At 65.9% G+C, this 24054-nt stretch carries 26 protein-coding genes; 14 read left to right on the top strand and 12 right to left on the bottom strand.

Annotation, left to right across the window (positions count from 1 at the left end; all coding sequences use genetic code 11):
* The first annotated feature begins 126 nt into the window (after positions 1-126).
* From EV699_RS04260 to EV699_RS19840, 3 genes are all read left to right on the top strand, one after another.
* Positions 127-546, top strand: a complete 420-nt coding sequence (locus EV699_RS04260; RefSeq protein ID WP_132539301.1) for an HIT family protein — start codon at positions 127-129, stop codon at positions 544-546.
* 104 nt (positions 547-650) lie between these two features.
* Positions 651-842 (top strand): hypothetical protein, encoded by a 192-nt coding sequence (locus tag EV699_RS04255; RefSeq protein ID WP_132539299.1) that lies wholly within the window; start codon positions 651-653, stop codon positions 840-842.
* Between the two features lie 84 nt (positions 843-926).
* On the top strand, positions 927-1094 hold the full coding sequence (locus EV699_RS19840) for a hypothetical protein (RefSeq protein WP_165904027.1): 168 nt from the start codon (positions 927-929) through the stop codon (positions 1092-1094).
* Positions 1095-1205: 111 nt separating this feature from the next.
* On the opposite strand, the gene EV699_RS04250 is transcribed toward EV699_RS19840, so the two are convergent.
* Genes EV699_RS04250 through EV699_RS04225 form a run of 6 tightly spaced genes read right to left on the bottom strand, consistent with a single transcriptional unit; the run spans position 1206 to position 7057 of the window.
* Positions 1206-1964, bottom strand: a complete 759-nt coding sequence (locus EV699_RS04250; protein WP_132539297.1) for a lysophospholipid acyltransferase family protein — start codon at positions 1962-1964, stop codon at positions 1206-1208.
* A complete protein-coding gene (locus EV699_RS04245) occupies positions 1961-2494 on the bottom strand; it encodes an HAD family hydrolase (RefSeq protein ID WP_132539295.1) in 534 nt (177 codons plus the stop codon). Before EV699_RS04245 ends, EV699_RS04250 begins: the two co-directional genes overlap by 4 nt.
* 57 nt (positions 2495-2551) lie before the next feature.
* Positions 2552-4627, bottom strand: a complete 2076-nt coding sequence (gene glyS / locus EV699_RS04240; RefSeq protein WP_132539293.1) for a glycine--tRNA ligase subunit beta — start codon at positions 4625-4627, stop codon at positions 2552-2554.
* Positions 4620-5582, bottom strand: coding sequence for a glycine--tRNA ligase subunit alpha (glyQ, locus tag EV699_RS04235; RefSeq protein WP_132539291.1), 963 nt, complete (start codon positions 5580-5582; stop codon positions 4620-4622). The genes glyS and glyQ overlap by 8 nt, the downstream gene beginning before the upstream one ends.
* Positions 5583-5620: 38 nt before the next feature.
* The gene (locus EV699_RS04230) at positions 5621-6820 is read right to left on the bottom strand and encodes a patatin-like phospholipase family protein (protein WP_132539289.1); all 1200 of its coding nucleotides are present in this window, start codon (positions 6818-6820) and stop codon (positions 5621-5623) included.
* 30 nt (positions 6821-6850) lie between these two features.
* Positions 6851-7057, bottom strand: a complete 207-nt coding sequence (locus EV699_RS04225) for a heavy-metal-associated domain-containing protein (RefSeq protein WP_132539287.1) — start codon at positions 7055-7057, stop codon at positions 6851-6853.
* A 417-nt stretch (positions 7058-7474) separates the two neighbouring features.
* Between EV699_RS04225 and glnA the strand changes: the two genes are divergently transcribed.
* The 4 genes from glnA (at position 7475) to pcaC (ending at position 12221) form a co-directional block, all read left to right on the top strand.
* Complete coding sequence (glnA, locus tag EV699_RS04220) at positions 7475-8884, top strand: glutamate--ammonia ligase (RefSeq protein ID WP_132539285.1); 1410 nt, start codon at positions 7475-7477, stop codon at positions 8882-8884.
* Positions 8885-9221: 337 nt separating this feature from the next.
* Complete coding sequence (gene glnL / locus EV699_RS04215; RefSeq protein ID WP_132539283.1) at positions 9222-10295, top strand: nitrogen regulation protein NR(II); 1074 nt, start codon at positions 9222-9224, stop codon at positions 10293-10295.
* Between the two features lie 8 nt (positions 10296-10303).
* On the top strand, positions 10304-11713 hold the full coding sequence (gene glnG / locus EV699_RS04210; protein ID WP_132539281.1) for a nitrogen regulation protein NR(I): 1410 nt from the start codon (positions 10304-10306) through the stop codon (positions 11711-11713).
* A 106-nt stretch (positions 11714-11819) separates the two neighbouring features.
* Positions 11820-12221, top strand: coding sequence for a 4-carboxymuconolactone decarboxylase (gene pcaC / locus EV699_RS04205; protein ID WP_132539279.1), 402 nt, complete (start codon positions 11820-11822; stop codon positions 12219-12221).
* 72 nt (positions 12222-12293) lie between these two features.
* On the opposite strand, the gene EV699_RS04200 is transcribed toward pcaC, so the two are convergent.
* Positions 12294-12998 carry a tetratricopeptide repeat protein gene (locus tag EV699_RS04200; RefSeq protein ID WP_165904026.1) on the bottom strand — a complete coding sequence of 235 codons (705 nt, stop codon included), beginning with the start codon at positions 12996-12998 and terminating at the stop codon, positions 12294-12296.
* Between the two features lie 301 nt (positions 12999-13299).
* Between EV699_RS04200 and EV699_RS04195 the strand changes: the two genes are divergently transcribed.
* From EV699_RS04195 to EV699_RS04180, 4 genes are all read left to right on the top strand, one after another.
* Entirely contained in the window at positions 13300-14409 is a 1110-nt protein-coding gene (locus EV699_RS04195) for an S-(hydroxymethyl)glutathione dehydrogenase/class III alcohol dehydrogenase (RefSeq protein WP_132539446.1), read from the top strand.
* Positions 14410-14413: 4 nt separating this feature from the next.
* Complete coding sequence (locus tag EV699_RS04190) at positions 14414-14935, top strand: GNAT family N-acetyltransferase (protein ID WP_132539275.1); 522 nt, start codon at positions 14414-14416, stop codon at positions 14933-14935.
* Positions 14932-15828, top strand: a complete 897-nt coding sequence (gene fghA, locus EV699_RS04185) for an S-formylglutathione hydrolase (protein ID WP_132539273.1) — start codon at positions 14932-14934, stop codon at positions 15826-15828. Before EV699_RS04190 ends, fghA begins: the two co-directional genes overlap by 4 nt.
* A gap of 332 nt (positions 15829-16160) precedes the next feature.
* On the top strand, positions 16161-16814 hold the full coding sequence (locus tag EV699_RS04180) for a dioxygenase family protein (protein ID WP_132539270.1): 654 nt from the start codon (positions 16161-16163) through the stop codon (positions 16812-16814).
* Between the two features lie 48 nt (positions 16815-16862).
* Here the strand turns inward: EV699_RS04180 and EV699_RS04175 are convergent, their stop codons facing one another.
* Complete coding sequence (locus EV699_RS04175; protein WP_132539268.1) at positions 16863-17213, bottom strand: bleomycin resistance protein; 351 nt, start codon at positions 17211-17213, stop codon at positions 16863-16865.
* Between the two features lie 764 nt (positions 17214-17977).
* Positions 17978-18271 (bottom strand): ubiquinone biosynthesis accessory factor UbiK, encoded by a 294-nt coding sequence (gene ubiK, locus EV699_RS04170; protein WP_132539266.1) that lies wholly within the window; start codon positions 18269-18271, stop codon positions 17978-17980.
* A 287-nt stretch (positions 18272-18558) separates the two neighbouring features.
* On the opposite strand from ubiK, the gene glnK (EV699_RS04165) reads away from it, so the two are divergent.
* The 3 genes from glnK (EV699_RS04165) to glnK (EV699_RS04155) all read left to right on the top strand — a co-directional run bounded on the left by glnK (EV699_RS04165) (position 18559) and on the right by glnK (EV699_RS04155) (position 20780).
* Positions 18559-18897: a P-II family nitrogen regulator gene (gene glnK, locus EV699_RS04165; protein WP_132539264.1), complete on the top strand. Its 339-nt coding sequence runs from the start codon at positions 18559-18561 to the stop codon at positions 18895-18897.
* 38 nt (positions 18898-18935) lie between these two features.
* Positions 18936-20282, top strand: a complete 1347-nt coding sequence (locus EV699_RS04160) for an ammonium transporter (RefSeq protein WP_132539262.1) — start codon at positions 18936-18938, stop codon at positions 20280-20282.
* A gap of 159 nt (positions 20283-20441) precedes the next feature.
* Positions 20442-20780, top strand: a complete 339-nt coding sequence (gene glnK / locus EV699_RS04155; protein WP_132539260.1) for a P-II family nitrogen regulator — start codon at positions 20442-20444, stop codon at positions 20778-20780.
* Between the two features lie 71 nt (positions 20781-20851).
* On the opposite strand, the gene EV699_RS04150 is transcribed toward glnK (EV699_RS04155), so the two are convergent.
* Genes EV699_RS04150 through EV699_RS04140 form a run of 3 tightly spaced genes read right to left on the bottom strand, consistent with a single transcriptional unit; the run spans position 20852 to position 24011 of the window.
* A complete protein-coding gene (locus EV699_RS04150) occupies positions 20852-21625 on the bottom strand; it encodes an ABC transporter permease (RefSeq protein WP_132539258.1) in 774 nt (257 codons plus the stop codon).
* Positions 21626-21684: 59 nt separating this feature from the next.
* Positions 21685-22608, bottom strand: coding sequence for an ABC transporter ATP-binding protein (locus tag EV699_RS04145; protein ID WP_132539256.1), 924 nt, complete (start codon positions 22606-22608; stop codon positions 21685-21687).
* Positions 22605-24011: a M20 family metallopeptidase gene (locus tag EV699_RS04140; RefSeq protein ID WP_132539254.1), complete on the bottom strand. Its 1407-nt coding sequence runs from the start codon at positions 24009-24011 to the stop codon at positions 22605-22607. Before EV699_RS04140 ends, EV699_RS04145 begins: the two co-directional genes overlap by 4 nt.
* Positions 24012-24054: the final 43 nt, after the last annotated feature.

The raw sequence follows: 24054 nt of genomic DNA, 5'->3' as shown, positions 1-24054 counted from the left end.
CTCCGCCGGAGCGTGCTGCCCGGCATCAGTGGCGCCACCGCCAGGCGTCGGGGCAGCGAAACGCGTCGACGCGGGGCGATGCTACGCTCCGGGGCGTTCCCGTCACCGTCGAAGGAGTAGGCCCTCGTGAGCGCTGTCGACAACTGCGTGTTCTGCAAGATCGTCAAAGGTGAACTGCCTGCGGTAAAGCTGTTCGAGGACGCGGACGCCCTGGCGTTCATGGATGTGTTTCCTGCCTCGGTGGGTCACGCGCTGGTGATCTGTCGGGACCATCACGCCAACCTGCTCGACATGCCTGACGACGGCCTGGCGGCAACCGCGGTCGTCGCACGCCGCATCGCGCAGGCGATCATGACGGCGCTGCGGCCGGATGGTTTCCAGATCCGCCAGTTCAACGGGGCGGCGGCCGGGCAGACCGTTTTTCATTACCACGTCCACATCGTGCCCGTGCACCAGGGCGTCGGCGCACCGGCGCATGGCCGCGAGCGTAGCGATCCCCACGTGCTCGAGGAACTCGCGGCACGCATCCGCGCGGCGCTCGCCTAGCTGCGCGTATCGACTGTTACCGGTTGTCACGAGTTGTTGTTTGCCTTGTCGTGCGGGCACCACATCCCTATGATGTAGACACGACGTATATACGAGTGCTTGCCATGGTTGGAAAGAAGAAGAAAAAGGGAGACGAGGATAAGGAATGCAAACTCGTGGTGCGTATCGAGAAAGGGTTGCGCGACGCTTTCGTTGATCGTTGTCGCGACCTCGACACCACGGCGTCGCGGGAAGTCCGCCGGTTCATCCGGAGCTTCCTGAAACCGGTAGATCAAGAAGGGGAAGACGGCCGCTAGCGCGATCGTCGAATACACCCTCACAGTTCAATGGCGGGAGAAGCGCGTCACCGAACTCAATCACGTACTCTGGAGGTCATCGTCATGCAGGAGCGAGTGGATATCACCCATAGCCAGACCCAGGCGGCCATCGACGCGATGGAAGCGTATTTCGCGGCGCGCGCGCGGGGCGCGCCGCGTGCCGAACGCGAGCGTCTCGAACGACACTGGCTGAGTGCCGCCCGGCGGTTGCGCATCAGCAGTGCGTCGTGACTCCCGGCGCCACGGTGGAGGCGATTCCGGGCCTGTCGTTCGGCAGAGGGAAGCTGCCGATCACGCGGCAACGCCTCGGCTCATGAACCTTCACCGTGGCCGGCCGTTCACTTACGGGGCGGGCGGCATTCCGAGGTCATCGCGGGCAGGCGGAAGCGTGGTCTGAGCGTGTTCGATCCACGCTTCGGTCAAGGCGATGAGTTCCTTGCCGCTGCGGTGAGCGCTGTCGATGGGAGGACCGATCACGAAGTGGATCGTGCCCGGATATTTGATGAAGCCTCGCCGCGGCCAGACTTCGCCCGCATTGTGGGCGATTGGCAGGATGCTGCTTTTGGCATGCGCGGCCAGAATCGCGCCGCCAGCGTGGTACTGGCCGCGCGCGCCGGGGGCGACGCGCGTTCCTTCCGGGAAGATGACCACCCAATCTCTCTCTTCCAGCCGCTGCTTGCCTTGGGCGAGGACCTGGCGCATGGCGCCGCGCCCATCCTTGCGGTCGATTGCGATCGGCTTCAGCAGGGCGAGGGCCCAACCGAATACCGGCACCCAGAGCAGTTCACGTTTGAGGACCCATACCTGCGGCACGAAGAGGTGCTGCATGAAGAGGGTTTCCCAGGTCGACTGGTGCTTGGCGAGAATGACGCAAGGCTGCGCCGGGATGTTTTCGACGCCGCTCAACACCGTCCGTACGCGACACGTGACACCCAGCCACCAGACCATGAAGCGGGCCCACTGGCGCACGACGCCGTAGCGAATGCGCAGCGAAAATGGCCACGTGAGTAGCGACAGCAGCGACCAGACGGTAACCGAGACGACCCCCCCGACGCTGAAAAGCAGGGAGCGCAGAAAGAGTTCGGCCTTCCGGGGGCTCATGAACGGACCTCGCGCGCCGGATTGCCCAAGCGATATTCCGCCCACCCGTGCAGGTTCGGGAAAGCCTCGCACTCCGTGCCGACCACCATGCCGGGCGTGTACAAGCGCACGGTCTGCGCCCCACTGGCATGTGCGCCGGCGATGAAGGCATCGCTGACACCAATCGCGGTGAGCGCGTGTACCGGTTGATGCAGCCGCCGCGCGATCGCTTCGAACAGTCCGGGATTGGGCAGGTGCCACGGGTGCCGGGGGTCCGTACCGGTGTGGACGACGACGGCGTCGATCGCGCCGCCCGCCTCGTGGATGCGTTGCTGCATCAGATTGTGTACGCGGTGCAGGGACTCGAGCGTCATGCTGCCACGACCGATGGCGGGTTCATGGTGGGCGACGACGATCTGCCATCCGGCATGGCAGATCCGGGCGAGCGCTTCGAGTGATCCGGTGATCGGATTCCACAGGGCAGGGGAGGTAACCCCTGCGTCGACCGGACAGTTGAGAACACCATCCCGTTCGACGATCAGCGCGAGCATTGGGCGTTACCTACCTGACGACGTTCGGAGTGAATGGCGGATCCGTTGCGGGCGCGTTCAGTTGCTCAGCTTCGACAGATCCGCCACGCGCAGGAACAAGCTACCCAGTTCGTTCAGCAGCGCGATCCGGTTCTGGCGCAGCGCGGTGTCGTCGGCCATCACCAGCACGGCATCGAAGAACGCGTCGACCGGTGCACGCAGGCCCGCCAGGCGACTGAGGCCTTCGGCGTAGAGACTCGCCTCCAGCATCGGCACGGCTTCCGAGGCAATCTCGGCGAGAGCGGCGGCCAGCGCCAGTTCGGCGGGCTCCACCAGCAACTCGGTACGCACGGCGAAGGGTAGTTCACCTTCCAGCTTGCGCAGGATGTTCCGGATGCGCTTGTTGGCCGCTGCGAGGCTCTCGGCCTCGGGTAATTGACGAAAGTCGGTAACGGCCCGGATCCTGCGGTCGAAATCCAGGGGCCGGGGGGGGCGTAACTCGGCCACCGCTTCGAAGGCATCGGCCTTGAAGCCCTGTTCGATGTAATAGCCGCGCAGACGCTCGGACATGAAGTCGAGCACCGTGTCGATCGCCGCCGCGGTGTGAACCGCGGCGGGGAAGGCCGCGGCAGCCTCGTGCAGCACGGCCGGGAGATCGATGTCGAGCCCGCCCTCGATGATGATGCGCAGAGCGCCGAGAGCGGCACGCCGCAACGCGAACGGGTCCTTGTTGCCCGAAGGGCCCTGCCCGATGGCGAAGATGCCGACGAGCGTGTCGAGGCGTTCGGCGAGCGCAAGGAGACGTCCGGTCGCGGTGCCGGGGATGGCGTCACCGGCGAAGCGGGGCCAGTACTGCTCCTCGATGGCGCGTGCGGTTTCAGCGGACTCGCCATCGTGCTTCGCGTAGTAGTGCCCCATCGTGCCCTGCAGTTCGGGGAACTCCTGCACCATGCTGGTGAGCAGGTCGCATTTGGCCAGCCGCGCCGCATGCTCGACGCCGTCGGGGTTGCCGCCGGTCGAGCGGGCCAGCGTGCGGGCAAGTGCCGCGACGCGTTCCGACTTGTCGTACAGCGAACCGAGCCGTTGCTGGAAGACGACGTTCTTCAGTGCAGGCTGATGGGATTCGAGCCGGGTCTTGCGGTCCTGATTCCAGAAGAATTCGGCATCCGCGAAGCGTGGTCGGATGACGCGCTCGTTGCCGGCACGGACCTTGGCGGGATCGCGACTCTCGATGTTGGCAATGGTGATGAAATGCGGCAGCAGCCGCTGCTGCGCGTCGACGATCGGGAAGTATTTCTGGTTGTCCTGCATCGTCGTGATCAGGGCTTCATGCGGCACTGCGAGAAAGCGCGGCTCGAAGTTGCCGACGAGCGCCACGGGCCATTCGACCAGCGCGGTGACTTCGTCGAGCAGCGCGGGCTCGATCACGGCGGTGCCGCCCAGCTCGCTGGCCAGGTGGGAGGCCTGGCTGCGGATCGCTTCGCGACGCTGGCCGAAATCGGCAAGCACCTTTCCGGTTTCGGCCAGCACTGCCGCGTAGGCTGCAGCGCGTGGTAACGGTATCGGCTCCGGGTGGTGGAAACGGTGTCCGTGCGAGTCGCGTCCGGCCCGCACGCCGAGGATGGCGCCGGGTACGACGTCGTCACCGAACAGCATCACGACCCAGTGGACCGGACGGACGAACTCCTCACTGCCATTGCCCCAGCGCATGCGCCTCGGTATCGGCAGCTCCTTCAAGGCCGTTTCCACGATCTCGGGAATCAGCGTGGCGGTCAGGGCGCCGGGCACGATCGAGTGGTAGGCGAGCCAGGCACCCTTCGCGGTTTCGACACGGTCGAGCTCGGCGACGGTCACGCCGCACGAGCGCGCGAAGCCCTCGGTCGCCTTGCTGGGATTGCCAGCCGCATCGAAGGCGGCAGCGAGGGCGGGTCCGCGGCGTTCGACCCGCCGTTCGGGCTGCACCACGATCAGGTCATGGACGAGTACGGCGAGCCGGCGCGGCGCCGCGAAGCGTGTCAGGACGCCATGTCCGAGTTCCTTGCGGCTCAGCCCATCGCGGATGCCGGCTTCGAACGCTTCGGAGAGCAAGTGCAGGGCCTTCGGCGGAAGTTCCTCGGTTCCGATCTCGATCAGCAGGTGGCGCGTCTCAGCCATGACTGGCCACCTCTGCGCGCTTGCACATCGGGAAGCCGAGCGCTTCGCGCGACTGCAGGTAGGCCTGGGCGCAGGCGCGGGCGAGGGTGCGCACGCGCAGGATGTAGCGCTGGCGTTCGGTCACCGAGATGGCCTTGCGGGCGTCGAGGAGGTTGAAGGTATGCGAGGCCTTGAGCATCTGTTCGTAAGCGGGCAGGGCAAGGCCGAGTTCGATGAGGCGACTGGATTCGCTTTCGCAGGTATCGAACCAATCGAACAGCTTCGTGGTGTTGGCGTGTTCGAAGTTGAAGGTGGATTGCTCCACTTCATTCTGGTGGAACACATCGCCGTAGCTGATGCGACCGAAGGGGCCATCGGTCCAGACCAGGTCGTACACGCTTTCGACGTTCTGCAGGTACATCGCGATGCGTTCGAGACCGTAGGTGATCTCGCCGGTAACCGGCCGGCAGTCGATACCGCCGACCTGCTGGAAGTAGGTGAACTGGGTGACCTCCATGCCGTTGAGCCAGACTTCCCAGCCGAGCCCCCATGCGCCGAGCGTCGGCGACTCCCAGTTGTCTTCGACGAAGCGGATGTCATGGATCAGGGTATCGATGCCCAGACGCTCCAGGGAGCCGAGGTAAAGTTCCTGAAAGTTGTCAGGTGAGGGTTTGATGACCACCTGGAACTGGTAATAGTGCTGGAGGCGGTTGGGGTTTTCGCCGTAACGCCCGTCGGTGGGGCGACGCGAAGGTTGTACGTACGCGGCAGCCCAGGGCTCGGGGCCGACCGAGCGCAGGACGGTTGCGGTGTGGAACGTGCCGGCGCCGACTTCCATATCGTAAGGTTGTAGGAGTGCGCAGCCTTGTTCGGCCCAGTACTCCTGAAGGGCCAGGATCAGGCCCTGAAACGTCGATACGTCACGCACGTGTTGCCTCCGGACCGGAACGCGCAAGGAAGGCCCGCGTAGAGCCATGAAAGGGCACGGAGTATATCCCGAGTGGTGGAGACGGTTCATCCGAGGCGGGGGGCGTCCCGAGGCGTTTCACGTGAAACCTCGGCAGGTGCCCGAAGACCCAGCAAACGTCGCAGGCGCGGATAATCGTTGCAGGCGTCACGGTAACCGAGGGCGATCAACTCGCGGCAGAAACCCTGTTCGAACAGCAGGTAGCTGATCAGCGGGCGGCCGCGTCCGCGCGTCGCGCCGATGCTGCGCAGCAGATAGTGGACGGAGCGTGGAAAATCACCGGCGTGTCGTTCGGCCAGTGGCCGGACGTCCTCGCTCGGGAACACCGTCATCAATTCGATGGTCCGCAGGGCCTGCCGTGACCGCATGGTCGACGGTACGTACTGCAGCGTGTGATTGATGCGTCGCAGACGCTCGATGTCCGTCGACAGCCCATCCATGAAAATGGTGTCGAGGATGAAGCTCGCGATCTGGCCGGGCGACGGGTGTTCGAGGTAGGCCACGGGAGGACGGTTGGGGTCGTCCGGCATTTCATTGCGGGCCCCGATGGCGAGCAGTCGCGATGCACCGAGATGCAGCGCACAACTCAAGGGGGCCAGTTGGCGCATGGACCCATCACCATAGTAGTCATAGCCAATGCGTACGGCTGGAAACAGGAACGGGATCGCTGCGGACGCCAGGATGTGGTCGATCGTCAGCGGGCGGGGAATCCCGATGCGGCGCGTGCGTTCCCAAGGGGGGATGGAGGCGTGGCCTTGGAAGAAGGTTGTCGAATGGCCGCTGTTGTAGGCGGCCGCGGTCAGGCTGAAGGCGTGCAATCGCCCATCATCGATCCAGCGCTGGATGCGCACGGGATCGACATGGGCTTCGAGCAGCATGCGCAGCGGAGCGTTGTCCAGCAGCGACCGTGGCGTGTAACGGCCGATCCCTCCGAAGAGCAGAGACAGTGTCCAGAGCAAGGCGCTCTTCGCAGCCAGCCGGGGAGCCGTACGAAAAACCTGCTCGCAGTGCATGTTCGACCACACGCGCTCCAGCGTCGCCACTCCGCGCTTGAAGTGGCCGGCTTCCGTCGCCAGCACGGCTGCGTTGATGGCGCCTGCCGAGGTTCCGCAGATGATCGGAAACGGGGTCGGCCCGTTGTCGGGCAGCAGTTCAGCAATGGCCTTGAGCACGCCCACCTGGTAGGCCGCCCGTGCGCCGCCTCCCGTGAGCAGCAGTCCGGTCAGATCGTTTGGGCTGCCGAGCATGTTCCCGGAGTCCAGGTGGCGGCGGGGCTCTCAGCCCGCCTTCTCGGGAAAGCCCAACTCCGCCAGCCGCTGGCGTACGGCAGGCCCCACCGCTTCCGTGTCGACCTGGATGGAGACGATTCCGTGGGCGACATCGACGCTGATCGTTCCGACGCCGGGCGTGTGCCGTAAACCCGTTTCGATAGCCTTGGCACAGCTACTGCAGCCGATGTTGTCGACTTCGAGCTTTATTTCCATCACCGGATACCCCGCTTTGAGTGACTATCGTTTGTAGAACATATGGATAACGGAAACACTGATCCGGAAGCTTGTTCACAGTTGGCGTATGCTTTGCGCTGTCGCGTTGACAGGAGGATGACCCTAGGTGATCGGTGCCAATCGATCTCCGATCCCATTGTCATGGTGTTGATGTGTCCTGTTGATATGGTTTGAACCCGTCCTGTGTGACCCATTTTAGTGCGCATGTGCAATTGTGGTGCACGATTTTGATGCACCAAGACTTGGCACCTGCTTGTCCATATACTGTCCGCCGACTGAAACCGTAATCCTCAATTCTGGCACGCTTCATGCTGATAGTGAGCGCGCGAGTGATCGGCCGTCGAGGCCGAGTATGGTCGTTTCACCACCGTCATCCGAAGTTACGGAGGAAGTTCAATGCCCGCTGCTGATGTTCTGAAAAAGATCCAGGAAGAAGGGATCAAGTTCGTGGACTTTCGCTTCACGGATACCCGCGGGAAGGAGCAGCACGTCACCGTTCCCGCCAGTACCGTAGACGAGGATGTGTTCGACAGCGGCAAGATGTTCGATGGCTCTTCGATCGCCGGCTGGAAGGGGATCAACGAGTCCGACATGATCCTCATGCCCGATCCCGCCACGGCATTCGTGGATCCCTTCTTCGACGAGCCGACGATCAATATCACCTGTGACGTGATCGAGCCGGCCACCATGCAGGGCTACGAGCGTGATCCGCGCTCGCTCGCGCGCCGCGCCGAGGCCTACCTGAAGTCCACCGGCATTGCTGATACCGCCTACTTCGGGCCGGAGAACGAGTTCTTCATTTTCGACGACGTCCGCTTCTCGACCGAGATGGGGCGTGTGTCTTATACGATCGATTCCGAAGAAGCGGCCTGGAATACCAACAAGCAGTACGCCGACGGCAACATCGGCCACCGGCCGGGCGTCAAGGGCGGCTATTTCCCGGTGCCACCGGTCGATTCCCTGCACGATATCCGCGCGGCTATGTGTCTGGCGCTGACCGATGCCGGCTTGCGCGTCGAAGTTCACCACCATGAAGTGGCCACGGCCGGTCAGTGCGAGATCGGCGTGGGCTTCGACACGCTGGTGCGCAAGGCCGATGAGGTTCAGGTACTGAAGTACGTGATACAGAACGTCGCCCACAACTACGGCAAGACGGCGACCTTCATGCCGAAGCCGCTTCACGGCGACAACGGTTCGGGCATGCACGTGCACCAGTCGCTGGCGAAGGACGGCAAGAACCTGTTCTCCGGCGACCTCTACGGCGGGCTGTCGGAGACGGCGCTGTTCTACATCGGCGGCATCATCAAGCATGCCAAGGCCTTGAATGCGTTCACCAATCCGTCGACGAACTCGTACAAGCGCCTGGTCCCGCACTTCGAAGCGCCGGTGATGCTCGCCTACTCGGCCCGCAACCGCTCGGCGTCGATCCGCATTCCGTACGTTTCCAATCCGAAGGGGCGGCGTATCGAGGTTCGCTTCCCGGACTCCACCGCCAATCCCTATCTGGCGTTTGCGGCGATGCTGATGGCCGGTCTCGACGGCATCCAGAACCGCATCCACCCGGGCGATGCGATGGACAAGGACCTGTACGACCTGCCGCCGGAGGAGGAGAAGCTCATCCCGCAGGTGTGCTTCTCGTTTGAGCAGGCCCTGGCCGAACTCGACGCGGATCGCGCCTTCCTGACCAAGGGCGGCGTCTTCACCGACGACCTGATCGATGCCTACATCGCGCTCAAGACCTCCGAGGTCCAGCGCGTGCGGATGATTCCGCATCCGGCCGAGTTCGAGCTGTACTACAGCCTCTGATCAACGCGTCGTTACGCCGATGCGAACGCCCCCGCAAGGGGGCGTTCCTGTTTTTGGAGGGGCCATCGCCGCTGCTTCATGGGATGTTGCCGATTCAGCGGCGAATTCAGTTCGCAGTCGCAAGCCGCTGGTCGGCATGTGATGCACTAATTTGGTGCTGCTGATGCCTCAAATAAGCGGGCTCCGATGCACGGGGCAGGATCATGTATGAAGTGCCTGCCCTATCGCAGGTGCCCGGATGCCCAGTTTTAGGCTCCAAGCGGTCCGCAGCGCATGTCGGAGCACCGTTCTCCTGCACGATTTTGGCGCTGGCTCGGGTCTTGCAAGCACCGCCGACATGTACCGGGAGATTGCCGTCGTGGTCAGGACTGATTACCCCCGCCGCGTCATGGACAACATGACTACCGGTGTCATAGTGCTGGATCGAAATCTGCGGACGGTTTACATGAACCCGGCCGCGGAGATGCTGTTTGCCCTCAGTTTCCGCCAGGCCCTGGGCGCCAATTTCTCGGACCTTGCGATCGGTGCCGAGGCGCTGATCAAGGGCATGCGGCGCTGCCTGGAAGCCGCGCACCCCTACACGGAGCGGGGCTTGCAGCTGACGTTGCCGGGGGAACACCTGATCACGGTCGACTGCACCGTCACGCCCATCGTCGAGTCCGAGCAGCCGCTCGAACTGCTCGTCGAGTTGCGCCAGGTCGACAGGCAATTGCGCATCACGCGCGAGGAAAACCTGATCGCCCAGCAGACCACGGCGCAGGCCCTGGTGCGCAACCTCGCTCATGAGATCAAGAACCCGCTGGGAGGTCTGCGCGGTGCGGCCCAACTGCTGGAGCGGGAGTTCGGCGAAGAGCGCCTGAAGGAGTACACGCGCATCATCATCCACGAGGCCGACCGCCTGCGTGGATTGGTCGACCGCATGCTCGGGCCTACCCGCCCCCCCGTGCGCACGGAAACGAACATTCACGAGGTCCTCGAGCGCGTGCGCAGCCTGGTGCTCGTGGAGGGCATCGGCAGCACCGAATTGGTTCGCGACTATGATCCGAGTATCCCGATGCTGAAGGGCGATCCGGATCAGCTCGTGCAGGCGCTGCTCAATATCGTGCGCAATGCCGTGCAGGCGCTCGCCGGCCAAGGCACCATCACGCTGCGCACGCGTGTTCAGCGTCAGTGCACGATCGGCGCAAAGCGCCACAAACTCGTAGTGAGGGTGGACATCGTGGACGATGGGCCCGGCATTCCTGAAGCCATCGCTGAACGCATCTTCTATCCGATGATCACCGGGCGCGCCGATGGGACCGGACTCGGTTTGTCGATTGCGCAAGGTTTGGTCAGCCAGCATGGCGGGCTCATCGAATGCACCAGCCAGCCGGGCGAGACGACATTTACCCTGCTTTTGCCGATGGAGTGAATCAAACGATGGCCAGGAAAGAACAGGTCTGGGTGATCGACGATGATCACTCGATCCGCTGGGTGCTCGAAAAGGCGCTGCAGCGAGAGGCGATGACCGTGACCTCGTTCGAAAGCGGCAATGCCGCGCTCGCCGCCCTCGAACGCAGCCCGTCGCCGGATGTCATCGTCGCGGACATCCGCATGCCCGGCATGAACGGACTCGAACTGCTGGCGTGCCTGCGTGAACGGGCTCCCGGTCTGCCGGTGATCATCATGACCGCGCATTCCGATCTCGACAGCGCCGTTTCGGCCTATCAGGGCGGTGCTTTCGAGTATCTGCCCAAACCGTTCGATGTCGATGAAGCCGTTGCGCTCGTGCGGCGGGCAAGCGACCTGCGCCGGCAGCAGGCGGCACAGGTCGACAGCGCCGGTCCGATGCCCGAGATCATCGGCGAAGCGCCGGCGATGCAGGAAGTCTTTCGGGCCATCGGGCGACTGTCGCGCTCCAACATCACGGTGCTGATCAACGGCGAGAGCGGGACGGGCAAGGAACTGGTGGCGCGCGCCCTGCATCGCCACTCGCCACGCGCCGACAAGCCCTTCATCGCATTGAACATGGCGGCGATTCCCAGGGATCTGCTGGAATCGGAACTGTTCGGTCATGAGCGCGGTTCGTTCACCGGTGCGCAGAGTGCCCGCCAGGGGCGATTCGAGCAGGCCGACGGTGGAACCCTGTTTCTCGACGAAATCGGTGACATGCCGGCCGAGCTGCAGACGCGGCTGCTGCGCGTGCTCGCGGAAGGGGAGTTCTATCGTGTCGGCGGTCACACACCGACCAAGGTCGATGTCCGGGTGATCGCGGCAACTCATCAGGACCTGGAGGCACGTGTACGCCAGGGGCAGTTCCGCGAGGACCTGTTCCACCGCCTCAATGTGATCCGGATCCACCTGCCGCCGTTGCGCAAGCGCCGGGAGGACATCCCGCTGCTGATGAATCATTTCCTGAAGGCAGCCGCGCGCGAACTCGACGTCGAACCGAAGACCTTGCGCCCGGATGTCGTGGGTTTCCTGAGTCAGCTCGAATGGGCGGGTAACGTACGCCAGCTGGAGAATCTGTGCCGGTGGCTGACCGTGATGGCGTCCGGCCGCGAGGTCCATCTGGAGGATCTGCCGAGCGAGCTGCGCAGCCCTCCGGTCAACAGCGCTGAAGGCATCGTCGGCGTGTCGGACTGGCGCCAGTCGCTGTCGGACTGGGCTGCAGCCAGCCTGGCCCGCGGTGAAAGCGATCTCCTCAACACGGCGCTGCCGGATTTCGAGCGGATCCTCATCGATGTCGCCCTGAAGCACTCGGGCGGCCATCGGCAGGATGCCGCAAGGTTGTTGGGCTGGGGCCGTAATACACTCACCCGCAAGATCAAGGAGCTTCACATGGAGTGAGGACGTGCGGGGTTTCAGCGTGCGATCCGTGTTTCACGTGAAACACCAGGCGAGAAAGTCGATGTGGAACAATCGCCCGCGAGAGCCGTAACAACCGAGGACTGCGATGAACGACGAGCAATTCGACAAAGGGCTGAAGGTCCGGCGGGAGGTCATGGGGGATGCGTTCGTCGACCGGGCGCTGGCAAACCTCGACGACTTCACCCGCCCCTTGCAGGAACTGGTGACCGGGTACGCGTGGGGTGAGATCTGGACGCGGCCCGGGCTGGATCGACGGACGCGAAGCCTGCTCAATCTGGGGATGCTCGCTGCGCTGAATCGTGGCACCGAGTTCAAGGGGCACGTCCGCGGAGCGCTCAACAATGGCTGCACCCGCGAGGAGATCGTCGAGGTGCTGCTGCAGGCAGCCGTGTACTGCGGAATGCCGGCAGGTGTCGAGGCCTTTCGCAATGCCAAGGAAGTGCTCGATCAGATCGACACGGAGCGCCGTGCGGCCGATCAAGCCTGAGCGGCGTCCCCCTGCGGCAACAAAAAAGGCGCTCAGGCGCCTTTTTTGTTGCCGCAGGGGGCGTGGTGCGACTCACTGCATCTGCGCACTCGCAGGCGCCGGTGCCTTACCGCTGCGGACCTGCTTCAGTTCGCCCAGCAGGCGCTTGGCGTCTTCGTCGCCTTGATTGGCAGCGAGCTTCAGCCACTTCTCCGCCTCGGCATAGCTCTGCTTCACGCCCAGCCCGTTGCCGTAGTACACGCCCAACTGGGTCTGGGCCGGCGGCAGTCCCTGATCGGCAGCCTTGCGTACCCATTTGGCCGCCTCCGTGTAGTTCTTCTCGACACCCACGCCTTGGGCATACAGCAGGCCGAGCTGCATCTGGCCGGGAGCCCAGCCTTGCTCGGCGGCCAGGCGCGTGAGCCGCACGGCTTCCGCCGGGTCCTTGTTGACGCCCCCCTGGCCGAGCGCATAGGCGATCGCCAGGTTGGTCTGCCCGCCAGGGAAGCCCTGATCCGATGCCTTGCGGAACCAGCGTACGGCTTCGTTGATGTCCTGCTCCACTCCGGCACGCGGCTCTCCACGGGCATAGAGCAGACCAAGCTGCGTTTGGGCACCCGGGTTGCCCGCTTCGGCCGCAGTCCGGAGCTGTTTCATCGCCTGCGCGACTTCGGGTTTGACATCCGCTGCGGCGGCGCTGGTCGACTTGTCGTCGGATTTGGCGGCGTTCATCGCGGGGAAGGAACTGCAAGCGGTACCGGTGAACACCAGCGCCGCGATCAACAGCAATCGTTTCAACAGTATGTCCTCGTCAGTAAGAAGCGTGATCCCGCATGGGCGGACCTGCGTGATCGGACAATTATGACCCTCTGTCCGTGTCCGCGAAAACCGGCGCATATCATTCGCAACGGGCATGGCCCGGGACTTGGCCGATCGTCAGCGGGGGAGCGAATCGAACCGATGTGTGTGTCATGCCCACGGGCGTCTAAAGTTCAACGTACCGCATTTCGAGTGCTACCCGCGGCAGATCGTTCACCGCCGATGCCGCCGGGCCTCTTCCAATAAAGCCAGCCGCGATCCGTGCCGAAGGAGCACCTGCATGAAAATCCGAGCCGCCGTTGCCTGGGCGCCCCAACAGCCCCTCGACATCACCGAGATTGACATCGAAGGCCCGCGCGCGGGGGAGGTCCTGCTGCGCGTCGTCGCTACCGGCGTATGCCATACGGATGCGTTCACTTTGTCCGGCGATGATCCGGAAGGGGCCTTTCCCTGCGTGCTCGGCCACGAAGGCGGCTGCATCGTCGAAGAGATCGGCCCCGGCGTCAGCACCCTGAAGCCCGGCGACCACGTGATTCCCTTGTACATCCCCGAGTGCGGGCATTGCGAATACTGTGCCTCCACCAAGACCAACCTTTGCCAGAGTATCGCGTCGACCGTGTGGACGGGTTACATGCCCGACGGTACCCGCCGCTTCTCGAAGGGGGGCGAACCGATCTTTCACTACATGGGCTGTTCGACCTTCGCCGAGTACACGGTCGTGCCCGAAATCGCGCTGGCGAAGATCAACCCTGCCGCGCCCCTCGACAAGGTCTGCCTGCTCGGCTGCGGCATCACCACCGGCATCGGTGCCGTGTTGAACACCGCGAAGGTCGAACCGGGATCGACGGTCGCCGTGTTCGGCCTCGGCGGCATCGGCTTGTCGGTGATCCAGGGCGCGGTGATGGCCAAGGCCGGGCGCATCATCGCCATCGACACCAACCCCGGAAAATTCGACATGGCACGTGCGCTGGGCGCGACCGACTGCGTCAATCCGCACGACCACGGCGTGTCGGTGAAGGAGGTCATCGTCGACATGACCCGCGGCGGCGTCGACTACTCGTTCGAATGCATCGGCAACGTCGAGGTGATGCGCGAGGCCCTGGAGTGCACCCACATGGGCTGGGGCGTGGCGACGATCATCGGCGTGGCGGGGGCCGGCCAGGAGATCCGCACGCGGCCGTTTCAGCTCGTGACCGGGCGTACCTGGAAAGGCACCGCCTTCGGCGGCGTCAAGGGTCGCTCGCAACTGCCCGGCTACGTCGAGAACTACCTGGACGGCCGCATCGAGATCGACCCGATGGTGACGCACGTGATGGGCCTCGAGGACATCAACCGGGCCTTCGACCTGATGCACGAGAGCAAGAGCATCCGCTCGGTGATCGTCTTCTGACGGCATGACCGGCGCCGCGATTCGCATCCGCCCCTACCGGCCGACGGACGTGACGTGCCTGATCGCCCTGTTTCGCGACACGGTGCGCCGCGTCAATCGCCGTCGCTATGGACCGCGACAGGTGCGCGCCTGGGCACCCGAAACGATCGACGTCGCCGCCTGGTCGCAACGCCTGACCGCTCACACGAGCTTCGTCGCCGCGCGCGGCAGTCGTGTGCTCGGTTTTGCCGAACTGGCTGCCGATGGCTGCGTCGACACGCTGTACGTGCATGCACGGTGGCAGGCGCAGGGGATCGGCTCGCGCCTGCTGGCTGCGGTCGAGGCCGCGGCGCGCACGCACCGCCTGGCGCAGCTCTACGCCGCAGCCAGCCTGAGCGCCGAAGGCTTCTTCGCGGCGCACGGCTTTCGCCTGCGGCGCCGGCAGATCGTCGAGTTGCGAGGCGTGGGTTTTCGCAATGCCGTCATGATCAAACCTCTCGCTCCCCCGCGCCGTCCGCGCCCGGGCCTCACGTGGAGAACTGCATGAACGCCCCGATCCGCATCGAGCACGTCCGCGAACACGGCGGCTGGCTCGACCGCTACACGCACATGTCGGCGTCGTGCCAGTGCGCGATGACCTTCTCCGTTTACCTGCCACCCCAGGCCGAGTTCGGGCCGGTGCCGGTGCTCTACTGGCTGTCGGGGCTGACCTGCACGGACGACAACTTTCGCGTCAAGGCCGGCGCGCAGCGCTATGCGGCCGAGCTCGGTCTCGTGCTGGTGATCCCCGATACCAGCCCGCGGGGGAGCGAGGTGCCCGATGATCCCGCCTACGATCTCGGCCAGGCCGCCGGTTTCTACGTCGATGCCGAGCGCTCCCCCTGGAGCACCCACTACCAGATGCACCGCTACGTCACGCAGGAGCTGATCGGGTTGGTGGAAGCCCACTTCCCGGTGCGGCCCGGCGTACGTGCCATCAGCGGCCACTCGATGGGTGGACACGGCGCCCTGGTGCTCGCACTGCGCAACCCCGGCCTGTTTCGCAGCGCATCGGCCTTCGCGCCGATCTGCCACCCGTCGGCCTGTCCGTGGGGTGTGAAGGCCTTCAGCCACTACCTCGGCGAGGACGAGGCCGCCTGGCGGGCCTGGGATGCCACCTGCCTGATCGAGGACGGTGCCAGTGCGCCACCGCTGCTGATCGACCAGGGTACGGCCGACGAATTCCTGTCCGAGCAGTTGCACCCGGAGGACTTCAGCCGCGCCTGTGCCCGGCGCGGCGTTCCCCTGACGATGCGCTGGCAAGCCGACTACGACCACAGCTACCACTTCGTGGGCAGCTTCATCGGCGAACACCTAGCCTGGCATGCGCGCGCCCTGCAGGCGGCGGAAGCCGCGTCCGGCGCCGTGCCCAAGGGCCCGGTTCAGGAACGCACGGCATGACGTCGCGGGTCATGGCGGCGCCACCGCCTGCCTGAGCGTCGTCGTCCCCGATGGCCGGCCGTGGACGGCATCGTCTGGCGTGCGGGGCATCACGGTGCCACGTCCGGGTGTCCGGGCCGCGCACCGGTTCCGTCATCCGGCTCCAGCACGACGTGCGGCGACGTCCGGGTCGTGTGGCGCAGCGGCAGGATCAATGCGCCGAGCGGGCTCGGCGCAAGCATTGCCTCCTCAGCCGTAGCGTGGCGCAGCGGCCGTAATCGGTCCGTGCAACCCGCAGCGGCGTGCGCGTGTCGAACCAACGCCTGTCCCGCCACGCCGCCCCGAGGTGCAGCATGAAGACCGTCGCCGTCGATCTGCTACGTCGCCGCCTGCTCGCCGCATCCGCGCTGTGGATCGGCGGCAGCGTGCTGATCCCCGTCGCGCGGGCGCTGGGTGGCGTGCGGGCGCCGACGCCGGCCAATGCGCTCGGCCCGTTCTATCCGCGCCATCCGCCGGCCGAGGTCGATGCCGATCTCGCCGTCGTCGAGGGGCAACGCGGACGCGCAGCCGGCACGCCGCTATCCGTCAGCGGCCGGGTGCTCGATCGGCACGGTCGAGCCATCGCCGGAGCGCGCATCGAGGTATGGCAGGCCAACGCGTACGGCCGTTACCACCACCCGGGGGATGGCAATGCCTCGGGGCCCCTCGATCCGGCCTTCCAGGGCTACGCGCTGCTGCACAGCGGCGGCAACGGCAGCTTCCGCTTCGCGTCCGTGATGCCGGGGCCTTACACCGGCCGTACGCCGCACATCCACTATCTGATCGACGCCGCCGGAACGCGCCTGGTGACGCAGATGTTCTTCGCCGGCGAGCCCCGCAATGCGGAGGACTTCCTGTACGCGGCGCTGCCGGACGCGGGGCGTGTGGCGGCGACCGCGATCGACGTCGCCGCTCCCGCTGCCGGCGGGCGTGCGGTGCAGTGGGACATCGTGCTCGCCACCGGCTGAGCGCTTTGTCGGCGGTGCCGCGATGTCGCGCGCCGGGGCGCGGCGGTCCTACGCGTGCTCGGCGAAGCGGATAAGGTTGCCGTTGCAGTCGACGATCGCGAACTCGCGCAGGCCCCAGGGCCGGACCGCGAGTTCCCCGTTCGGGTGGATGACCCCATGGCTGCGGCACTCGGCGTAGAGGGCGTTGATGCCGACGACGTTCAGGCGGCAGCCCGAGGCTTCGGCCATCGCGCGATCGGGGCACAGCCAGAAGTGAATCTGCACGCCGTCGCGGCTCACCGCGGCATGGGTGGGCTGCCGGAACTCGGTCTTGAACCGCAGCACGCGTCGATAGAACTCCAGGGTGGCATCGAGATCCTGGGCGGGCAGCACGGGAACGGCGGAAGCGATGCGGCTCATCGAGGTCTCCTGGCCGGTGGCTGGCGGCGAAGGATGGGCGGATTGTCGGGACACGGCAAGGTGGCAGCCGCGTTGTGCCGGTCGTTGGCTGACGGGATGGCGAACGCCGTGGCCGCGTCGTCACGGCTCGCACCGCCATCGTCTCTCCGGCACGCCGCTGGCCGCGGGCGACAGGCGGAGCGCGTGCACCGGTATTGCGCGTCGAATCGGAAAGGCTGCGGAGCCGCGTCGGCGACCCGCACCGGTGCCGTGCACGGCGTGTGCGCGTCGGCTGCGCTGGCGGGCTGCTGAAACCCCGCCCGCCGATGCCCGTCGAGGCGTGACAGGCCCTCCCCCACCGCGCGGGTCATGGAGATTCCGCGTCGCAGCCCCGTCGTGCACCAGGTCGGGGCATTGGATCGCCGGTGCGTTCGGCACGTCGTCAGGGAGTCCTGGCGAGCAGTCCGGCGGCAAATGCCCATCGGCCCCAGGCGGGTCGCACGGCGGCGGATGACCCGTCCGGGCCCCGGACGCCTCCCCGCGGCGGGCATGCGACGGTACGGCGACCCGATGGGGCGCCGGCGGGCTTGGTGGCGCCCGCCGCCTGCTGCCCGCCGGCGGTCTTCACGCCAGCGGAAACGGGCGGTGCAGCGAGCATGCGTCGGCGGTGGCGAACGTGGACGCCGGCATGGAAATCCCCCGCTCCGCAGGGGATTTCCAGCGGAACTGGCCGTCACCGGCGCCCTGCGGGTGAAGACGGCGGGGCGCGGCGGCCAGGGGTCAGGTCAGCCTTGCAGGCCCACGTCCTCGGACGGCGGGGCCGCTGGGGCAACCGCCAGTACCTGTGCTTCGAGTGCTGCAACGCGGGTTTCGAGTTCTTCGAGGCGTGCCCGGGTACGGGCGAGCACGGCGGTCTGCACGTCGAATTCCTCGCGCGTCACCAGTTCCATGCGCGCGAACGCCGCCTGCAGCGTCGCGCGGAAGTTCTTCTCCAGGTCCTGTTGCAGGGTGCGCAGGCCCGGCGGCACCGCTTCAGCGAAACGGCGGGCCAGATCGTCGAGCATTTTGGGATCGATCACGGCAGGGGTCCTCATGCGTAAGGTCAGGGGGAGCGAGTGTAACGGTCCGGCGCCGGCGCGGAGATCGTGCCGATGCACCCATCTGGTGCATCATATTGGGGCGCTCTGCCCCAATGGCACGCAAGACGTGCGCACGACTTGCGGGCATTGCTGCAACTTGCTGATTCAAAGGGCCCACCACTGAATGGCATGGTGCGTGCTTGAGTTGTACAGCAGCGTTCCGTCGGCCAGCGGCACGACGGAATCCGGCAACCCGTACTCGAGCATTGGTATTCAGGAGCACCGACATGAAGCTGGTCACCGCCATCATCAAGCCTTTCAAACTCGACGACGTCCGCGAGGCGCTCTCCGACATCGGCGTGCAGGGCATCACCGTCACCGAGGTCAAGGGCTTCGGGCGGCAGAAGGGCCACACCGAGTTATACCGCGGCGCCGAGTACGTGGTCGATTTCCTGCCGAAGGTGAAGATCGAGATCGGCATCGACGACGGCCTGGTCGACCGCGTCGTGGAGGCCGTCAGCAAGGCGGCGAACACCGGCAAGATCGGTGACGGCAAGATCTTCGTCTACGACCTCGAGCAGGCCTTCCGCATCCGCACCGGCGAGAGCGGCGCGGCAGCGCTCTGAGACCCGGCCCTTTTTCGTCTCGAACGAGGAACCCTTCCATGCAAAAGAAAAACCTCTCCGGGGCCATCGCCCTGCTCGCCTTGCTCGGCGCGCCCGTGCTGGCCCTAGCTGAAGAGGCCGCTGCCGCCGCGCCGACGCCCACCCTCGATGCCGGCAACACGGCGTGGATGCTGACCTCCACGGCGCTGGTGCTGTTCATGACCATCCCGGGCCTGGCGCTGTTCTACTCCGGCCTGGTGCGTGCCAAGAACGTGCTGTCGGTGATGATGCAGTGCTTCGCGATCACCGCGCTGGTGTCGGTGCTGTGGGTGCTGTACGGCTACAGCCTGGCGTTCGACACCACCGGCATGGTCAAGGGTGAAACCAACTTCCATTCGATCATCGGCAGCTTCGCCAAGGCGTTCATGGCCGGCGTGGGGCGCGACAGCCTGACGCTGACGATTCCCGAGACGGTGTTCGTGACCTTCCAGATGACCTTCGCGATCATCACCCCGGCGCTGATCGTCGGTGCCTTCGCCGAGCGCATGAAGTTCTCGGCGATGCTGCTGTTCATGGGCATCTGGTTCACCATCGTGTACCTGCCGGTCGCGCACATGGTGTGGAGCGGCGACGGCGCGCTCTTGTGGGACTGGGGCGTGCTCGACTTCGCCGGCGGCACCGTGGTGCACATTAATGCCGGTATCGCCGGCCTGGTGGCCTGCCTGGTGCTCGGCAAGCGCAAGGGCTACCCCACCACCGCGATGCCGCCGCACAACCTGACCTACACGCTGATCGGCGCCTCGATGCTGTGGGTGGGCTGGTTCGGCTTCAATGCGGGTTCCGCGGTGGCTGCCGACGGTTCGGCCGGCATGGCGATGCTCACCACGCAGGTCGCCACCGCTGCCGCAGCGCTGGGCTGGATGTTCGCCGAGTGGCTGGCGCACGGTAAGCCTTCGGTGCTCGGCATCGCCTCGGGTGCCGTCGCCGGTCTGGTCGCCGTGACGCCCGCGGCCGGCACCATCGGCCCGATGGGGGCGATCCTGCTCGGCGTGATCGCCGGCGTGGTCTGCTTCCTTTCCTCCACCAAGCTCAAGCGCGCGCTCGGCTATGACGATGCGCTCGACGTGTTCGGCGTGCATGCAGTTGGCGGCATCATCGGCGCCATACTCACCGGCCTGTTCGCCGACGCGAGCTTCGGTGGCAAGGGTCTGGCCGAAGGCGTGAGCATCGCCCAGCAGTTGTGGATCCAGACCAAGGGCGCGGGCTTCACCATCATCTACAGCACGGTGCTGAGCTTCGTGATCCTGAAGATCGTCGATGCCATCGTCGGCCTGCGCGTCAGCGACGAGGAAGAGACCCAGGGTCTCGACATCTCGCTGCACGACGAGCGCGGCTACACCCTCTGAGCCCGCTGCAGGGAGCGTGACCGGGGGTGGCGGGCGCAGGGGATGCGCCGCCACCCCGCGGCGTTTCTCGGGTCGGCTACGACAAGCCGTGCTCATCGGTTATAGTCCGGCGCACGCTCGCCTCTGCATCACTCGCCAACTCGTCACAGGGGATTCGCCATGAAGCTTGTGTCCGCGATCATCAAGCCGTTCAAGCTCGACGACGTCCGTGAGGCGTTGTCGGAGATCGGCATCCAGGGCATCACCGTCACCGAGGTCAAGGGCTTCGGGCGGCAGAAGGGGCACACCGAGCTGTACCGCGGCGCCGAGTACGTGGTCGATTTCCTGCCGAAGGTGAAGATCGAGATCGGCTGCGACGACAGCAACGTCGATCGCGTGATCGAGGTGATCTCCAAGGCGGCGAACACCGGCAAGATCGGCGACGGCAAGGTGTTCGTGTTCAACCTCGAACAGGCGATCCGCATCCGTACCGGCGAGAACGGCTCCGACGCCCTCTGAACACGCCTGCCCCTGTCAGGCCGTGACGGGCGCCCTCGTGGCGCCCTTTCTGTTGGTGGTGCCCGCCCGTCTCAGTTGCGGATGCCGGTGCCGCGTTCGAGCAGCCACAGCGCGTAGCCGCCGAGCGCGACCACGGCGATGACGATGATGGCGAAGGCCGGCGTCATCGCGATGTCGGAAACGCCGAGGATGCCGTAGCGGAAGGCGTTGACCATGTACAGGATCGGGTTGGCCAGCGACACGCCGCGCCAGAAATCACCGAGCATGTTGATTGAGTAGAAAATGCCGCCGAGGTAGGTGAGCGGTGTCAGCACGAAGGTCGGCACGATCGAGATGTCGTCGAAGCTCTTCGCGTAGATGCCGTTGACCAGGCCGGCGAGCGAGAACACCACGGCGGTCAGGAACACCACGCCGATCGTCACCCCCCAGTGGCTCACGTGCAGATCGGTGAAGAACAGCGCGATCGCCGTCACCACCGCCCCGACGGCCAGCCCGCGGGCCACGCCGCCGCCGACGAATCCCGCCAGGATCAGCCAGTTGGGGATCGGCGCGACGAGCATCTCGTCGATGTAGTGCTGGAACTTGGAGCCGTAGAAGCTCGACACCACGTTGGCGTACGAATTGGTGATGATCGCCAGCATGATCAGCCCCGGCGCGATGTACTGCGGATAGGTGAAGCCGTCCATCGCCCCCACCTGGCCGCCGATCAGCCTGCCGAAGATCACGAAGTACAGCGTCGTGGTGATCGCAGGCGGCAGGATGGTCTGGATCCAGATGCGCGCGAAGCGCAGCACCTCCTTGATGATGATGGTCTTGAAGGCGATCCACTGGTCGTGTGCGTGCATGATGCTCGTTCGCGGGGCGTGCGGAAGGGATGTGCCGGAGGGCGTCGGGACGTCGCGCGTCAGGCGGCCTTGCCTTCGACCAGCCGGATGAACAGCTCCTCCAGCCGGTTCGCCTTGTTGCGCATCGACATCACGCTGATGCCCTGCGCCGACAGCCCCTCGAACAGCGCATTCATGCCGCGGTCCTTGGTCACGTCGGCTTCGAGCGTGGTGTCGTCGATCGCGGTGAGTTCGTAGCCCGCCACGCGCGGCGCATGCTGCAGCGGTGCGGCGAGGTTGAGGACGAAGGTCTCCACCTGCAGGCGCGCCAGCAGGGACTTCATGTCGGTGTTCTCGATCAGGCGCCCGGCATCGATGATGGCGATGCTGCGGCACAGGCTCTCGGCCTCTTCGAGGTAGTGCGTGGTCAGGATGATGGTGGTGCCGGCGGCGTTGATCTCGCGCATGAAGTCCCACATCGAGCGGCGCAGTTCGATGTCCACGCCCGCGGTGGGTTCGTCGAGGATCAGCAGGCGCGGCTCGTGCACCAGCGCGCGGGCGATCATCAGCCGCCGCTTCATGCCGCCCGACAACTCGCGGGCGGCTTCGCGGCGCTTGTCGAGCAGCCCGAGCTGCTCCAGGTAGTGGGCGGCGCGATGGTAGGCGAGCTTGCGCGGGATGCCGTAGTAGCCGGCCTGGTTGACGACGATCTCCTCGACCGGCTCGAACTGGTTGAAGTTGAACTCCTGCGGCACTAGGCCGATGCAGCGCTTGGCGTCGAACAGTTGCGCATCGAGGTCGTGGCCGAAGATGCGCACCTCGCCGGCGGTCTTGTTCACCAGCGAGGCGACGATGCCGATCGTCGTCGACTTGCCGGCGCCGTTGGGGCCCAGCAGGGCGAAGAAATCGCCGGGCTCGACGCGCAGGTCGATGCCCTTCAGCGCCTCGTGGCCGGAACGGTAGGTCTTGCGCAGGTCGCGGATGTCGAGGGCGGGGGGGGTCATCGCTGGGCATGCTCCGCGAGCACCTGCGCCACGCAGGCGGTGAGCTTCTTGGCCGTCGGCAGGTCGAGGAATTCGTTCGGGCCGTGCGCGTTCGAGTGCGGGCCGAGCACGCCGGTGACGAGGAACTGCGCCCGCGGGAAGCGCGCGCCCAGCATGCCCATGAACGGGATCGAGCCGCCCTCGCCCAGGTACATCGCCGGCGCGCCGAAATGGCTGCGCGAGGCGGCGTCGACCGCCTGCCCGAGCCAGCCGGCGAGGGGCGGTGCATTCCAGCCGTCGCTGCACTTCTCGAGCTCGAAGCGGATGCGCGCGCCGTACGGCGGATTGCGCTCCAGCGTGGTCTTGACGTGGTCCGCGGCCCGTTCGGCGTTGCAGGTGGGCGGCAGGCGCAGCGAGAGCTTCACCGCCGTCAGCGGCCGGCAGACGTTGCCGGCGGCTTCCAGCGCCGGCAGCCCGGCCGCCCCGGTCACCGACAGCGCCGGTCGCCAGGTCCGGTTGAGCACCAGGTCGGCGAGGTGCGGGCTCACCGGGCGCGCACCCGGCACGAACGGGAACTTCTCGTAGACCGCGGTGCCCAGCGTGTCGGCCGCGCGCATCGCCTGCACCGCGCGCTGCGGCGGGATGTCGACGTTCAGCACCGGGGCGAGGATCTCGCCCGAGTGCTCGTCCTCGAGCCGCGACAGCAGGCAGCGCAGCACGCGGAAGCCGTCGGCGACGATGCCGCTCGCATCGCCCGAATGCACCCCTTCGGACAGCAGCTCCACGCTCAGATTGCCGGCGATCATCCCGCGCAGCGAGGTGGTGCACCAGAGCTGCTCGTAGTTGCCGCAGCCCGAGTCGAGGCACACGACCAGATCCGGTTCGCCGATGCGCTCGGCGAGGCACTCGATGTAGGCCGGCAGGTCGGGGCTGCCGCTCTCCTCGCTCGCCTCGATCAGCAGCAGGCAGCGCGCGTGCGCCAGCCCCTGCGCCTGCAGCGCGCGGAGCGCGGTCAGGCTCGCGAAGGCCGCGTAGCCGTCGTCGGCCCCGCCCCGCCCGTACAGGCGTTCGCCGCGCAGCACCGGCGTCCACGGCCCCAGGCCTTCGGCCCAGCCGCTCATCTCGGGCTGCTTGTCGAGGTGGCCGTAGAGCACCACGGTGGCATCGAGCGCGCCCGGCACCTCGACGACGATCAGCGGGGTGCGCCCGGGCAGGCGCAGCACCTCCAGGGTCAGGCCGGCGAGCGGCTGCGCGGCGCACCACCCGGCGATCAGCGCGACGGCACGCTCCATGTGCCCGTGCGCCTCCCAGTCCGGATCGAACAGCGGCGACAGGTTGGGGATGCGGATGTACTCGATGAGCTGCGGGACGATGTCGGCGTCCCACTGCGTGTCGATCAGCGTGCTAGCGAGTTGCGGGTCCATGGGGAAGGTCCGGCCGGTGAGTGACCGATTCTAGCGCCGCCGT

It is taken from the genome of Plasticicumulans lactativorans, assembly GCF_004341245.1.
In the GTDB taxonomy this organism is placed as follows: domain Bacteria; phylum Pseudomonadota; class Gammaproteobacteria; order Competibacterales; family Competibacteraceae; genus Plasticicumulans_A; species Plasticicumulans_A lactativorans.
Note: the sequence above shows the minus strand (reverse complement) of the source record. Positions and strands in the feature narration are given on the sequence as shown.